Origin of the sequence: Roseburia intestinalis L1-82, from assembly GCF_900537995.1 — a bacterium.
GTDB lineage: Bacteria > Bacillota > Clostridia > Lachnospirales > Lachnospiraceae > Roseburia > Roseburia intestinalis.
On the sequence record NZ_LR027880.1, the window covers coordinates 1,648,479 to 1,663,151 of the forward strand.

At 39.7% G+C, this 14,673-nt stretch carries 20 protein-coding genes; 18 read left to right on the plus strand and 2 right to left on the minus strand.

Annotation, left to right across the window (positions count from 1 at the left end):
- Position 1: 1 nt before the first annotated feature.
- The 8 genes from RIL182_RS07645 (at position 2) to RIL182_RS07675 (ending at position 5,413) form a co-directional block, all read left to right on the plus strand.
- Positions 2-1,348 carry an MATE family efflux transporter gene (locus RIL182_RS07645; RefSeq protein WP_015522330.1) on the plus strand — a complete coding sequence of 449 codons (1,347 nt, stop codon included), beginning with the start codon at positions 2-4 and terminating at the stop codon, positions 1,346-1,348.
- 81 nt (positions 1,349-1,429) lie between these two features.
- Positions 1,430-2,284, plus strand: coding sequence for a YitT family protein (locus RIL182_RS07650; protein WP_006859460.1), 855 nt, complete (start codon positions 1,430-1,432; stop codon positions 2,282-2,284).
- 10 nt (positions 2,285-2,294) lie between these two features.
- Positions 2,295-2,909 (plus strand): hypothetical protein, encoded by a 615-nt coding sequence (locus tag RIL182_RS07655; protein WP_243128744.1) that lies wholly within the window; start codon positions 2,295-2,297, stop codon positions 2,907-2,909.
- Positions 2,910-2,957: 48 nt separating this feature from the next.
- Complete coding sequence (locus tag RIL182_RS07660) at positions 2,958-3,434, plus strand: GGDEF domain-containing protein (RefSeq protein ID WP_006859458.1); 477 nt, start codon at positions 2,958-2,960, stop codon at positions 3,432-3,434.
- A gap of 71 nt (positions 3,435-3,505) precedes the next feature.
- On the plus strand, positions 3,506-3,688 hold the full coding sequence (locus RIL182_RS07665; protein ID WP_015560786.1) for a hypothetical protein: 183 nt from the start codon (positions 3,506-3,508) through the stop codon (positions 3,686-3,688).
- A 284-nt stretch (positions 3,689-3,972) separates the two neighbouring features.
- Entirely contained in the window at positions 3,973-4,293 is a 321-nt protein-coding gene (locus RIL182_RS07670) for a TnpV protein (RefSeq protein ID WP_006859457.1), read from the plus strand.
- 41 nt (positions 4,294-4,334) lie between these two features.
- Positions 4,335-4,463: a hypothetical protein gene (locus RIL182_RS21960; protein ID WP_006859469.1), complete on the plus strand. Its 129-nt coding sequence runs from the start codon at positions 4,335-4,337 to the stop codon at positions 4,461-4,463.
- A complete protein-coding gene (locus tag RIL182_RS07675) occupies positions 4,460-5,413 on the plus strand; it encodes a hypothetical protein (protein WP_006859456.1) in 954 nt (317 codons plus the stop codon). Before RIL182_RS21960 ends, RIL182_RS07675 begins: the two co-directional genes overlap by 4 nt.
- 87 nt (positions 5,414-5,500) lie before the next feature.
- Here RIL182_RS07675 and RIL182_RS07680 read toward each other — a convergent pair whose 3' ends face one another.
- On the minus strand, positions 5,501-6,013 hold the full coding sequence (locus tag RIL182_RS07680; RefSeq protein ID WP_006859455.1) for a recombination protein NinG: 513 nt from the start codon (positions 6,011-6,013) through the stop codon (positions 5,501-5,503).
- A 224-nt stretch (positions 6,014-6,237) separates the two neighbouring features.
- Here RIL182_RS07680 and RIL182_RS07685 point away from each other — a divergent pair, with 224 nt between their 5' ends.
- The 6 genes from RIL182_RS07685 (at position 6,238) to RIL182_RS07710 (ending at position 10,971) form a co-directional block, all read left to right on the plus strand.
- Positions 6,238-6,480, plus strand: coding sequence for a transposon-encoded TnpW family protein (locus RIL182_RS07685; protein WP_006859454.1), 243 nt, complete (start codon positions 6,238-6,240; stop codon positions 6,478-6,480).
- The gene (locus tag RIL182_RS07690; RefSeq protein WP_134523209.1) at positions 6,477-8,222 is read left to right on the plus strand and encodes a recombinase family protein; all 1,746 of its coding nucleotides are present in this window, start codon (positions 6,477-6,479) and stop codon (positions 8,220-8,222) included. The genes RIL182_RS07685 and RIL182_RS07690 overlap by 4 nt, the downstream gene beginning before the upstream one ends.
- The gene (locus RIL182_RS07695) at positions 8,189-8,386 is read left to right on the plus strand and encodes a hypothetical protein (RefSeq protein ID WP_006859453.1); all 198 of its coding nucleotides are present in this window, start codon (positions 8,189-8,191) and stop codon (positions 8,384-8,386) included. The genes RIL182_RS07690 and RIL182_RS07695 overlap by 34 nt, the downstream gene beginning before the upstream one ends.
- A 36-nt stretch (positions 8,387-8,422) precedes the next feature.
- Complete coding sequence (locus tag RIL182_RS07700) at positions 8,423-9,163, plus strand: LytR/AlgR family response regulator transcription factor (RefSeq protein ID WP_006859452.1); 741 nt, start codon at positions 8,423-8,425, stop codon at positions 9,161-9,163.
- 3 nt (positions 9,164-9,166) lie between these two features.
- Entirely contained in the window at positions 9,167-10,459 is a 1,293-nt protein-coding gene (locus RIL182_RS07705) for a sensor histidine kinase (protein WP_006859451.1), read from the plus strand.
- A gap of 134 nt (positions 10,460-10,593) precedes the next feature.
- Positions 10,594-10,971 (plus strand): hypothetical protein, encoded by a 378-nt coding sequence (locus RIL182_RS07710; protein ID WP_243096639.1) that lies wholly within the window; start codon positions 10,594-10,596, stop codon positions 10,969-10,971.
- Positions 10,972-11,091: 120 nt separating this feature from the next.
- On the opposite strand, the gene RIL182_RS07715 is transcribed toward RIL182_RS07710, so the two are convergent.
- Positions 11,092-12,261, minus strand: a complete 1,170-nt coding sequence (locus RIL182_RS07715) for an IS110 family RNA-guided transposase (RefSeq protein WP_118592507.1) — start codon at positions 12,259-12,261, stop codon at positions 11,092-11,094.
- Between the two features lie 277 nt (positions 12,262-12,538).
- Here RIL182_RS07715 and RIL182_RS07720 point away from each other — a divergent pair, with 277 nt between their 5' ends.
- Genes RIL182_RS07720 through RIL182_RS22290 form a run of 4 tightly spaced genes read left to right on the plus strand, consistent with a single transcriptional unit; the run spans position 12,539 to position 14,658 of the window.
- Positions 12,539-13,303, plus strand: coding sequence for a hypothetical protein (locus RIL182_RS07720; RefSeq protein ID WP_055231197.1), 765 nt, complete (start codon positions 12,539-12,541; stop codon positions 13,301-13,303).
- Between the two features lie 43 nt (positions 13,304-13,346).
- On the plus strand, positions 13,347-13,931 hold the full coding sequence (locus RIL182_RS07725) for a hypothetical protein (protein WP_134523212.1): 585 nt from the start codon (positions 13,347-13,349) through the stop codon (positions 13,929-13,931).
- A gap of 9 nt (positions 13,932-13,940) precedes the next feature.
- A complete protein-coding gene (locus RIL182_RS07730; RefSeq protein ID WP_006859449.1) occupies positions 13,941-14,528 on the plus strand; it encodes a hypothetical protein in 588 nt (195 codons plus the stop codon).
- A 40-nt stretch (positions 14,529-14,568) separates the two neighbouring features.
- Positions 14,569-14,658 (plus strand): DUF3879 family protein, encoded by a 90-nt coding sequence (locus RIL182_RS22290; RefSeq protein ID WP_118096728.1) that lies wholly within the window; start codon positions 14,569-14,571, stop codon positions 14,656-14,658.
- The last annotated feature ends 15 nt before the right edge of the window (positions 14,659-14,673 follow it).

The following is a 14,673-nucleotide window of genomic DNA, read 5'->3' on the forward strand; positions in this document are numbered from 1 at the left end:
AATGAAACGAAATGGTGCAAATCTGACAGAAGGAAAGCCGGTCAAACTGATCCTGCAGTTTGCAATCCCGGTATTTTTGGGAAATCTGTTCCAGCTTTTTTATGGGCTGATTGACACAAAGATTGTAGGCAGTACCCTTGGTGAGGGAGCGCTTGCGGCAGTCGGTTCCGTCTCGATCCTTTATAATCTGCTGACGGGATTTTTTAACGGTTTAACGCTTGGTTTTTCGGTCGTGACGGCAAGATATTTTGGGGCAGGGGACACGGAAAAATTAAAAAAGAGTGTTGCGGGAACGATTCTTTTAGGATTTGTGACGGCGGCGATACTGGTGACCGGCGTATTTGTATTTTTACGTCCACTCCTTAGCATCATGCATGTGCCGGCAGAACAGAAAGAGATGGCATATACCTATATCAGCATCCTGGTGCTTGGGATGTTTGTGACACTTGCCTATAATATGTGTGCAAATGTATTGCGTGCGATCGGAGATTCCATGACACCGCTTATTTTTCTGATCCTTGCGGCGGTGTTAAATGTCATTCTGGACTATGTCTGTATTCTGGTATTTTCCATGGGTGTTGGCGGAGCCGCAGCGGCAACTGTGATCTCACAGGTGGTATCCGTGGTGCTCTGTGTGATCCATATCAAAAGACATTTCCCGATCCTTCAGGTGGAACGCAGACATTTTAAACTGGAAAAATCAGAAGTGCGTACGATGTTGTCCGGCGGGCTTTCCATGGGAATGATGTCAAGTCTTGTAAATCTTGGTACACTGATCTTACAGACCGGAATCAATACACTTGGAACTTCCGTGATCGTGGCACATACTGCAGCACGAAAGGTTTTTGAAATATGGGGACTGCCGGTCACGGTGCTGGGAGCGACCATGGCAACCTACAGCGGACAGAATTATGGCGCTGGTAAATATGACAGGATTACTTCCGGCTTAAAGGCGGCGCTGATGCTTGGCTGTGGCTGGGCGGTGATGGTCATGATCATGGCATATACGATTTCTACCTGTCTGGTTGGCTTTATAGCGAGTACGCAAAATGCAGAAATTCTATACTGGGGAACAACGTATCTGCGGGTTGATATGTTGTTTGAGATGGTCTGTGTGTGGATCGTGATCCTGCGCAACACGATGCAGGGAGTCGGAGATTATAAGACACCGATCTTTTCCAGCTTTCTGGAACTGGCATGTAAGATCGTGTTCACGGCGGTATTCGTCCGGTATTTCGGTTACTGGGGCGTCATCTGGACAGAGCCGGTTACATGGATCATTATGGTGATACCGTTAATTGTCATGCTGAAAAAAAATCCTGTATTTCACCAAAAGAAGACAGCTTAGAAAACATCAGTAGAATCGAAAAAACAGCAATTCGCATGGGAATATATCTCAGCAGCAAGTTGCTCAGAAACGAGGAATATTATGAAAAAACAAGTGAACTATATAGAGATTGCGAAAGAAACCGTGATACTGACGGCAGCGGTGGCAGTCATTGCGGCTGCAGTGTATTTCTTTTTGGTGCCAAGCCATGCGTCAGTCAGCAGTATTTCCGGTCTTGGAATCGTGCTTTCTAATTTTATTCCACTGCCGTTATCGGCAATCACCATGATTTTAAATGTGGTGCTTCTGGTCATCGGATTTTTTACCTGTGGAAGGGAATTTGGGGTAAAGACCGTTTATACCAGCATTATGCTCCCCGTGTTTTTAGGGATATTTGAAATGGTTTTCCCGAATCTTGGATCACTGACGGACAGCCAGGAGTTAGATGTGCTGTGTTATATTTTAGTGGTCAGTGTGGGACTCAGTATTTTATTTAACCGCAATGCATCCTCCGGCGGACTTGATATCGTTGCGAAGATCATGAATAAATATCTGCATATGGATCTTGGGCGTGCAATGTCCTTATCGGGGATGTGTGTTGCACTTTCAGCAGCTTTCGTTTATGATAAAAAAACAGTGGTACTCAGTATTTTGGGAACCTATTTTAATGGGATCGTTTTAGATCATTTTATTTTTGATCATAATATCAAACGCCGTGTGTGTATCATTACGGAAAAAGAGGAGGAACTCCGCAATTTTATCCTCAATGATCTTCATAGCGGGGCGACGATCTATGAATCCATCGGTGCTTATAATATGCAGAAAAGAAACGAGATCATTACCATCGTGGACAAGAACGAGTATCAGAAATTGATGAATTATATGAATCATGAAGATCCGAAAGCATTTATTACAGTGTATCATGTGTCGGATATCAGGTATCAGCCGAAAGGGTAAGGTGCAGTCAGTGGAAAAATGGAGTATGACCATACACAGGTTATTCAGTAAAGATCCAAACGATGAAGAGGAGAACGTGACGCAAAATATTTATGTATTCCGGTTTATACTGTTTTGCATTATCGTTTACTCATTTGAGATGCTGTTAAACAGTGTTGATATTTTTATCGTTGACAAGACGATTTTTACAAGAGGGTATGTTACAGGATGTCTGTTTGCAGCTGTATATGTTTTGATTTTACTGCATCTTGGACTGGAGCATCCGCTGACGAAGTATGTCAGTATTACGGCGGTCAGCCTTATCATCATGGCTGCGAGTGTGTCCTTAACCTATCATATGATCATTATTATTATGATGCCGATCATCATAGCCGGTATGTACACGTCAAAGCAACTGTCCATATATACGTTTGTACTTACAGTGCTTTCCATTATTATCAGTACCTATGCAGGATATTATTATGGTGTGTGCGATGCCAATATGGTGCTTCTGACAACTACTTCTATGAATCATCTGGTTGAAAATGGAACTTTTTTACTGAATCAGGTAAATGAAAATCCGGGAGTCACGCTTGCACTGTATTATGTGCTGCCGCGCTGTCTGATGGCAATGGCGTTTGTCTAAGTATCCAACATTGTAAATCAGGTAATCCGAAAATCACTGAAAAATGCGATGAAGATGGAAGAGAAGGCAGCGACGGATGAGATGACAGGGCTATACAATAAAAACAAGCTGCTTGCGACCATTGAGAAAAAAACATATGATTACCAGCAGGTTGCCATCGTTTACTGGGACATTAACCGTTTGAAATATGTAAACGATACATACGGACATTTTGCCGGAGATCAGATGATCGTAAAAGTGGCACAGTCAATACGGATTGCTTTAGGAGATGCAGGGATGGCATTCCGGTATGGTGGAGATGAAATGCTTGCGCTCATTCCGGGAGGAACCGGCGAAACTGCGGAAAAGATGATAAAAACCTGGAAACAGACACTTGCAGCGGTACAGGTGGACTGTGAGATACCGATCTCAGCGGCGGTTGGATATGCCATCGGCGAGCATGAAAAGTTAAAAAATGTGATTGCAGAGGCGGACAGAAATATGTATGCATGCAAACATGCAGGCAGAAATTCAACTGAAAAATAAAAATTTAAAAAAATTCTTGACTTGAAGTCCACTTCATGGACTATACTCTTCGAAAAAAGGAGGTAATGTTCATGATGACAGAAAAAATGATAACATTAAATAATGGTGTGGAAATCCCACAGCTTGCACTTGGAACATGGATTGTTGATGATAATAAGGTTGCGGAACCGGTGAAGACAGCGATCCGTTTAGGATACCGTCATGTCGACACGGCACAGGCATATGCAAATGAAGTGATATGTTGTGAAGTGTAGATGTCAGATTTCCCAAAACAGTGTTGTTTAGCGGAAACCTCCATCTGCTAGTCAAATGCAAGCATTTGACTCTCGCGACATTCGCCAAATTGACACGCCAGCGTGTCAGCTAGGCTCATTGTTCGCGGATATAACACAACATAGGCGGCTGGCTCATTTGTGGTAAATGATAGATTGCAGATGTTGTATTAAGAAGGTGATACTCTTTTAATCGAAACTGTAAACATTTAGCACAAAGGAAGGAGCAGCGTATGGAGTTAACATATCATTGAGAAGGCGATGTAGTGATTCCAGATTTGGAATTGGAAGATGGAAGCAATTATCAGATTGGCAAATATGGCAAAATGCGACAGAGGTATTTGTTTGAAAATCATCATGCCATGTATACACATCTGGTTCTTACGGAAAAATTGTGGAAACATTTGGAAGAAGTAGATATGGAATACAATGACATGATGGATATGCTTACGGTAAGAATGGCTGAGCGTGAAGGTGTGACGGAGCATCTGAAGTCAGTAGATCAGCTCGGATGGGTGCGGAAGATGAATAACATCCGGAGCAGAGCAGAGGAAGTAGTGTTGCATGATCTGATTTATATGGATTAAAAATAGCGGGAAATCTTAACTGGTTTCCCGCTGTTTGGCATATGAAAAAGTTCATAGAAAATTCAGTTGATTCCGTAAAGTTCCTCGCTTATAATGATATTGAGGCAGAGAGCCTTTTGCAGAATCTTAGAAGTGTTATGCACAATACAAAAGGAGGGATGCCGACTTGAATACAGAAATAGCAAATGCTGTGAATGCAGCAGGAGATAAGGCACAATATGATACTCGTGTTAAAAGGTTACTGGCACAGAAGAGTATATTAGCACATATTCTGGTGAAAACAGTCGATGAATTTAAAGGAATGAAGCCGGAAGATGTTGTAAAATATATCGAAGGCGAACCGAGTATTAGCGTTGTTCCGGTTGAGCCGGGATTAGCAAATATGGAAAAAACAGATGCTACAGGACAGCGTATTGTAGGTCTTAATACAGAAAATGCTGAAATTAATGAAGGATTAGTCAGATTTGATATTATTTTTTATGTCCGCATGCCATCCATAGTTGGCAGGAAAAATGGACTTTCGCAGATTATTGTGAATATTGAGGCTCAGAAGGATGAGCCGACGGAATATAAAATTTTAAATCGGGCAATCTTTTATGTGAGCAGGCTGATTTCGTCACAAAAGGAAAGAGATTTTGTAAATACTAACTACGATGACATTAAGCAGGTATTCAGCATATGGATATGTATGAACATGGATGATAACAGCCTAAGCCATATCCATTTGACAAAAGATGAGATGTTAAAACCATGTAACTGGAAAGGTAATCTCGATCTGTTAAACATTGTGTTAATAGGAATCACAAATGAGATTCCGGAACATGATGAAAAATATGAAATGCACCGCCTGATTGGGGCTTTGCTTTCGAGTGAACTGAAAGAACAGGAAAAATTGGATATTATAGAACATGAATATAATATTCCAATCAGTCAAGAATTTAGAGAGGATGTGAGCATTATGTGTAATCTGAGTCAGGGTATTGAAGATAAAGCAATTGCTAAAATTGTGATGAATATGTATAAAATAGGTTATACACCAAATCAGATAGCAGATGCTGTTGGTGTGAGTGTTGATGAAGTTGAGGCGATTATTAAGAAAAAAGAGCCTGCAATGGCGTAAGCTTTATTAACCAAAAAGATCTAAAAATAAGACGGCAAATCGTCAACAAGTTGTTGATGATTTGCCGTCTTTGTTTGTATATAGGGGCTATTCCTCTTTTTTCTTAGCCCTTGTCTTATAGACATTATACTGATTCTTGCATTTCGGAGAGCAGAACTCATTTCCCTTACGGCTTGCGATAAATGCCCTGCCACAGTGCTTACACAGCTTCATATCGCAGTCAGAATCCGTAAGCATAAAAGAAAAGCACATCTGGATCATGACGAGCAGGGAATGGAAGTTCCATACGATGACCGGGGCATTTTCCGCTAATGAGATATGGTAAGTCGGGGATATTCCGCCAAATGCAGACATACCCTGACGATACAGGTTTTTTGTCTGTTCATCAAGACTGTCGTAGTCCATATAATATAAGAAACTTGTGGTAAAGGTAAATGCCCAATTTGCAAATTCTTCCTCGGTTCGTGCACTTTCTTCAAGACGGCTGATTGCCAATGCACGGGCTTCCCTGTGCAGCATAGTTTTCTCACTGGAAGAATCGTTGTATGCCGGTATTAAGTTTTGTTTGCGGAAAGCTTTTAGTTCCTCATATTTTGGCAATTTAATCAGTCCTTAAAAATTTTTTCAAAAATAATTTCAAAACACTTCCGATTTTGTAGCCGTATTTCTCCTATTAGTGAAGAGAGTAATCCTTTTTATCACTAAAGTAATTACAGAAAGGAGCAAAAAGGCTATGAAGTATGGATAAACAAAAGCTTCGGTTACACGAAGCGGAAGCATGAAACAATTATAATTTTTATCAGAGAGAAAGGCAAGGATTGATTATGGAGGCAGAAAAACTAAATAATGGCGATAGAAAGTCCGGCTCATGTGAAGCTGGATTTTCTTATCGCAGGATTGGTGGGACAGTTTACAAAATCAGGGTATTAACGAGTGAAAACAGTATAGATACCTTTTCGGACAAGATTTCCCACATTATTTCAAGAGAGGTGCTGACAGAGAAAGCGGATTATGATAAGATAGAGCTACCACAAATAAGTCAGTTGCCGGAAGGGAGTTCGGCATGAACAGAACCAGACAGACAACTGACAAATCGAAAAACAGAATAACTGCTCTTTATGAGCGACTCTCAAGGGACGATGAGCTTGCGGGAGACAGCAACAGTATAGTGAACCAGAAGAAAATGCTGGAGGACTATGCAAAGAGTAATGGATATACCGATTTGGTGCATTTTACAGATGACGGATATTCCGGTGGGAATTTTGACAGACCGGGATGGAAAGAAATGCTCCGGCAGATTGAGGACGGAAGCATTGGCGCAGTCATTGTAAAGGATATGAGCCGAGTCGGCAGGGATTACCTACAGGTAGGATTTTACACGGAGGTATTCTTTCGGGAAAAAGGTGTCCATTTCGTTGCTATCTCTAATGGTGTTGACAGTGATATTAACACCAGCAGCGAATTCGCCCCTTTTTTAAATATCATGAATGAATGGTATCTGCGTGACTGCAGCCGCAAGATAAAGGCGGTATTGCAGGCAAAGGGCAGGGACGGGAAACCAATTACCAACAATCCGCCATACGGATATATCAAAGATCCGGAAGATAAGAACCGGTGTGATATGTCAAAGCCATATGAATGGGCAGGAGTAAGTGTCGTAAGAATGCTTGAAAAACCGGAGTATATGGGAGATACTGTGAATTTCCGTACAAAGAAGCTTTCCTATAAGGATAAGGTTGCTGTAAAGAATGACAGTGACGAGATAGTGGTCTTTACGGATACCCATGAGGCGATCATTGACAGAAAAACATGGTATATGGTGCAGGAGCTTAGAAAGACCAAACGCAGGATAAACACAGAGGGCGAGTCAAATCCGTTTGTGGGTAAGATTTTCTGTGCGGACTGCGGTGGAAAGATGCATTATCGTAATGAGGGAAAGCGTGCCGGAAGAAAATGGAGAGGACTGCCGGATGGCAGTGTCAGAACAACTCCAGCCTGTTATAACTGCGGCAATTATAATAACAGCCATGACCAGTCAGGAAAGGTCTGCTGTTCGCACAATATACAGGCAAAGGTGATTGACCAGTTTGTGCTTGAAACCATTCAGTATGCGTGTAAAAGTGTAAGGATGGATGAGAGAGCATTTGTCGAAAGCATCCGCAGTGCATCAGAAATCCGGGAACAGAGTGAGGCGAAGAAGCTGAAGGCTGCGTTAAAGCATCAGGAGAAGCGGTATGCAGAGCTTGATATCCTTCTTAAAAAAGTGTATGAGGACAATGCCCTTGGCAGACTGCCTGACAAAAGATATGAAATGCTATCGGCAGGGTATGAAAAAGAACAGGCAGAACTGGAACAGTCCATTAAGGCATGCAGGGAGCAGCTTACGCAGTATGACGAGGATACAGACCGGACGGAGGAATTTCTGGCATTAGTCCATAAATACACGGATATCACGGAATTAACACCTGTCATCATCAATGAATTTGTGGATAAGATACTTGTCCACAAAGCGGAAAAGATTGATGGCGAGCGTGTGATGGAGATAGAGATTTACCTTAACTTCATCGGTAAAGTGGAACTTCCGGCACAGGAACTGACGGAAGAAGAACTGGCTGAAATAAAGGAAAAACAAAGACTTCGTGAGCGCAATGCCATGTACCAGAGACGGCGCAGGGCAAAGTTCATGCCAAAAACAAAAGCAATCCGTGCGAAGGTGCAGGAGGCTGAGATAAAAGAAACTTTGGAGAATGCGAGTGCAAAAGCGGAAAACTGCTTATGGCAGATAATGATGCACATATCGCAGAGGTAGTTGCCGGGGAAAACAAAGTATATGTTGATACCGGGATTTTCCCAACAGCAGAACGAAGGCATATGGCAGACAGGGTACAAGGAAACGAGGCAGAGAGGGAAGGTAAAAATAATTTTGATGACCATACCATATCGGCAATTATAAAAAGTGCCGATATGGTATAATAGAAAAACAAAAGTTATTACAGGGAGGAGAATGGATTGTTAGAAGTAGCAATATGCGATGATGATAAGGAAGATCTTGACAAAGCGGCGCTGATGCTGGATAAAATTCTTTCAGAATATCAGGTTCAATATCAGATTCGGTCATTTCTATCGGCGAATGAGCTGCTGAACAATAATGACAAGATTGATATCGGAATACTGGATATTTCCATGGAAGAACTGGGCGGAATTACGCTCGGAAGAAAGCTGAAAGAAAAAAATCATGATATAAAAATTATATACATTACCAGTTATGAAGAATACATGGCACAGGCGATTAATAAGGTACATGCGTTTTCTTTTTTGTGTAAACCGATCAATGAAGAAGAAATGAAAACGCAGATTATGGAAATTCTGGGGCAGGAGAAATGTCCGGAAATAGAAAAGGAATTTGAAATACTAGATGAATCAGGAACAAAAGCAGGTTGTGTGCGTTTGAAATTAAACGAGATATTATATTTTGAGTACATAAAAAGATCCAGAAAAGCAGCAATTATTCTGGAAGATTGCAGATATGAATGTGAATGTACATTTGAAAACCTTGTGGAAGAATTACAACCATATGATTTTGCGGTAAATCACAGAGGCTGTCTTGTAAATCTGAGACATATTGAGAAGATACAGGGATTTCATATTTATCTGGACAATGGGAAAGAACTGTCCCTTGCACAAAAAAGAAGCTCTGATTTCCGGGAAGAAATGAATAAATTTTTGCAGAAAACCCAGAGGAGAGAATAGAAGATGGATAAGATTTTACTTGCGATATGTAATGGACTTTCCTGTTTTATTATCTGTACAATTCTTTTTCAATTTATGAATGAAAGATATAAGAAAAGTTACAGCAATAAAACTTTGTACATAGCGGCAGAGATAGCGATGGGAATCACTGCATTTGGCATAAATATGCTGAACTTTGCAATATTGAATCTGCTGATATGGTTTGTTGGAGTTGGTGTAACGGTATATTTTCTGTATTACGAAGATGCAGACAGACCAATCCGTAGAATCACTGAGTGTGAAGTACTGGTTTTATGTATGTCTGTATGTGAAACGCTGGGAGTGCTTCTGTTACACTGTTTTTTGCAGATTTGTGGAATATCAAATATTGATGTTGTCATGCAATATTGTCTGGAAGTGACATTTTCAAAACTAATAATGATATTCCTATACTATGTTTTGATAAACAGATTGATAAAAAGGACAGAAGCAGCCTGTTCCAGAGAACAATATATCATATATGGAATCCTGTTTTTTTACAGTCTGGTCAATATGCTTGTGATTGTGCAGAATTTCAGGGATGGGCAGAAAAGCTATCTGTCAGCGGTAAATATGGGCTGCATCGTTTTGGCTGACCTGTATCTTTTGTATTATGTCAAAATGGCAGACGAAAAGAGATACTATGAAAACCGCGTAAAGGCATTGGAGCAACAGGCAAAAATGCAGTATGAGTATTATCTTGCACAGACTGAAAAATATAGTCAGACAGTACGGATATTACATGATGTGGATAAGCATATCAGGGCTATCGAGAATTTGTATGGAACAGAGAGGGAGCATACGGCTGGCGAATATGCAGAGGCAATCAGAAGTACACTGGCACCACTGATTCCTATATCTTACACAGAGAATCCGATATTGAACATTTTGCTGACAGATAAAAATGCTGTCATGCAGGAGAAAGGGATACATTCGGACATTAAGATAGACAATGTAGACTTATCTTACATAGAGCCGATAGACATAACAACTATTTTCGGCAATCTGCTGGACAATGCGATTGAAGCTGCCGCAAATGCTGACGGAGACAAATACATTTTTATTAAAATCAGTGCCTATCATAAGATGACGGTAGTTCATATAGAAAACAGTTGTGGAAAGGTAAAATGGAAAAAACGTATGCCGGTATCAGATAAGGGAAAAGGCAGAGGGATAGGACTCTTAAATGTGAAACAGAGCATAGATAAGTATGATGGGGATTTACAATTAAAACAGGATGGAAACAGATTTGTAGCAGATTTGTTTCTGAATTCATGAAAAGGGCGGTTTCGTCCTTTTTTTGTGCTCAAATCGTAGTTGGTGCAAAAAAATCGTAGTTGGTGCAAAAAAATCGTAGTTGGTGCAGAGCGTATAAAATATGTGAAGAATAGTGCCGATGAAATTATAAAAGAATGGAACATGATATAAGTCATATTAAGGATATAGGTGATATTATGAATATTTTTTTTAACAGCCGAATTTATACCAATCAGTCATTCGTTAATGCGCTGTTTGGAAAACAACAAAAGACTACAAGAAGTCAAGATGCTGGTTGCAGCGGTACAAGAGATACTTTAACGATAAGCGCATCAGGAAAGGAAAAGCTTGTAAAAAATACGAAAGGAAGAACACATAATACAAATGTTGACAAAAGTATTGATTTGAAATCCTATATAGCTTCAGCCCAAAAAACAAATCAAAAAATAATTGATAATGCAGGGACACAGATTAATGCGAAAACAAGTGAATATATGAGTACAGGTAAGGCTTTTAGGGGAGACCAGCTATGAAAAGTCAACCATAAATTAGCAAAAAATTTCTTTTTCATATCGGTGGTAAAAAAGGGTAACTTTAATAGAGCTCCCTTAGGGTGCTTTTTCAAAATCTATCGATATTGGTATACAGACCTCTTATTCGAGGTTGAATTCTACTTCGCCAGTGAGCATCTTCCAGATGACTCTGACAAGCTTGCCGGCACAGTGCCCAAGTGCATTGTAGTGAGACCGGCCTTCAGCCCTCTTGGCATCATAATAAGCCTTGAAGGTTGCGTTGTTTCTGACAACGTTCCAAGCTGCATTTACAAGGGCATATCGTAAAACACGAGAGCCACGTTTGGACATCCTTGTTGTCTTAGCCTGAAAGTTACCAGACTGATAAACAGAAGGATCCAAACCGGCAAAAGCAAGCAGCTTGTTAGGATTGGAGAAACGGTGAATATCACCTATTTCACCAAGAATCATTCCACCATTGATATAACCGATACCAGGAATGGTCATGATGACAGAATCGTTGAATTTCATGATATCCGTCATCTCAGCTTCAATCTTTTCTAATTGGCTATCCAGTAACTCGATTTGTTGAATGGTTTGAGTTATCTGAATAGATATAGCGCTGTCGTTAGCACCGACAGACTTCTGTGCGAGAACTCTTAATTCTTTGGCCTGTTCTTTGGTAAAGTGTCCGTGTGAGTTCACTTTGAGCAGATTTGCCAGATGAGTCATATGCATGGAAGCAATCTCTTTTGGAGAAGGTGCTTCTTTTAATAAAGCATAGACAGCGTGTTGATGCAGACCGGATTTGAAAAAGTATTGAATCTCCGGAAAGACCTGATCAACATAGGTTGTCAGTTGAATTTTCAATCGGGTACGTTGCTTTATGGTTTTCTGACGGAAACGTCCCAATGCCTTAAGATCCATCATATCGAGATCGAAGAAGCTGACGAATCTGAGGTTGTCCTGCATCATAAGAGTTTTAGCAATCACGTAAGTGTCGACCTTATCTGTCTTAGTTTTGCGAACGTTATTTTTTCGCATTTGACAGGTTTTGATGGGGTTCAACACACACACTTGGTAAAGCTCAGTAACAAGGTATCGAACAAGGTTGTCACCGTAGTGTGCCGTTGACTCAAGACCGATGATGAGGCTGTTCTTATCGAATGATTCGAGTTTAGAGACCAGCAGTTGGAAGCCATCAGCGTCATTTGTGAATTTGAACGGCTCAATGATTATTTCACCGTCGGAAGAAATCGCAGCGGCGAAATGATTAAGTTTGGCAATATCAATGCCTACGTAAATTTTCATGAGGTTGTACCTCCCTTTCCTAAAGTCTGATACCATGATGTCCACCAACGATTATCATCGTAGACTTGATAGAAATAAGTACTCTGAGTGAAAAACACTCCGGCAACATCCAGCTAATAAACAATTCAGATAAATGTAGTGGCAATACACTCCAGTTGAGTAGTCAAGCTACAGAAAACAAATCAAAAGTCCATAGTATCTGAATTGTATTGAACCACGATATTAAAAGAAAGGAAATATGTGATAATTAACTTCCTAATTATCATACAAGACAGCTATGAAGATTTATAATAATATGAATATTACATATTCTGCAATCGAACAAAACAGCAGAAAAAATACAAAGCAAAATATTCCGGCAGATTTAGAAAAGAAAATGACACAGTACACAGATACACTTTCTATTTCAAAGACAGGGCAGGAAATCTTTAAGCATTTATCATCAGTTAGTTTTATGGATTATGTCAATCGGTTTGAAAATGAAGTAACAGAGGTATTTGCAAAGGAAGATACGACACAGGGGGTGAAGTCAGATACTTTTGAACATCATGTAAACAGAATGGCAACAGCATATAACAAAATGAAAAACAGCATTGAAGAAAAATATGCGGCACAAGATTATGAGCAAGAGTATTATGTGACGGAATCGGGCAAAATTGAGGAATTAACCAAAGAAAAAGAACTGGATATGCTAAATCAGGCATATGAAAATCACAGTAATTTTATGGCAACTTCCACAGAAATCTGGTCAGAATTACAGGATTTTACACCATCGGTAGTTTACCATAAAGGAAGTGAACAGACAGCAAATGAACAGAACATAGGTGAGAACCAGGAGAATACTGCAAGATCTAAAGAAAATGGGGTTATCCAAAATTCGGCATATCAGGCATTTTTATCCGCCATCCAGTCGGATAACCAGAAATTATCGCAGCAGTATTCGGGTGATTGGAAAGATTTAAGGCTAAATCTGAATGTATCAGATGGTGATCGGAAAATGCTTAATGGTATTTGGGATTATTATGCTATGGAGAGTGAATAGATTCCGAATGACAGAGGAATGAAAATAATTGGAGGAAACGAAAATGAGTATAGCAGGAATTAACGGTTATAATTATTCAAATTATTATACAGGAACAAAAAGAAACACTGCGAAAGCAAACGGTATGAATTCCGGTTTGTTATCAAATGTAAGTAGTACATCTTCTAATATTACATTACATATGTCGGGAACAGAAGATAGTGGAAATGCATTAACAGCAGTAGGATTTCCGGATGGCAGTAGTGCATCTGTATATAAATCAGATGCATATGATTCGGCAAACCTAGAATACAGGGTAAGATATTGGGACAAAGAAGGAAATTACACAGATACAAATGTACAGATAAATGATGTTGATCCAAGAAATGCAAGTTATTTGGAAATGCTTGCATATACAACATATAGTGATGTAGAAGGCTTTACGAAAAATGCTTTTGGAGATTTCATGAATGCGGCTGGTGGTGTGAATGGCAACATCACTTATGATTCTGACAGCATAAATGAAAAGAAAGACTATGTGAGCATGATTAAAGAATTTATGCAGTTACAATATGATTCGAACAACTTATCAGGTTATCTGTCATATAAGGAATTGTATGATTACATAAATGACAGAACAGAGAGGTGATTCAATTAAATGGAAATATCAAATAATTATAGCACAGCAAAAGTGTGGAACACATCGAATAAAAATGTTTCTAAATCTTCTAAAAAAAGCAAATGGAAATTAACGGATTCTTTAAAAGAGAAGATTGTTGATCTGGCAAAAAAAGATGCACAGGACAATGTATATATGGGAAATGCATTTATGAATTTGAGAAAGACGGAAGTAAGCAAAGTAGCCCCGAATAGAGCTGCTTTAATTGGAAAGTTTAGTCAATCAATGAATTCAGGTAATATGTCAGCAATGAAAGAAGTTGAGGAAGCAGACAAAAAATGGCTCTGTATGTTGTTTGGAATACCTTATGAGGCAAAATATCAGGGAACAGGGACAGGCTCGGCAATTCATGTATACAATGAAGATGGCGAAGAAGTTTTGACCTATACAGGGGGAGTAGGCTGGCAGGAAAAAGAAACAAAAGCAGAGTCACAGGTTCATTCAGCATTAAAAATGACATATTATGAGGCATTTAGTGAGGCGAGAAAAGCATTAAATAGTGAAGAAAAGGCTGGCAGTATAAACGAAGACATAATATCACAAGGCAACTTCGATATGAAAGCGTAAAATGTGTGATTTAATAATGTGTCTTATATGGGAATGAGCAATGTATGGCAATGTTCAGGGAACAAAAAATCTAATGAGTCATTATGAAAGTGACGGTGATTATGTTAATTATAAAGTGTCACGTGATTAATAAGGAGGACTTGCA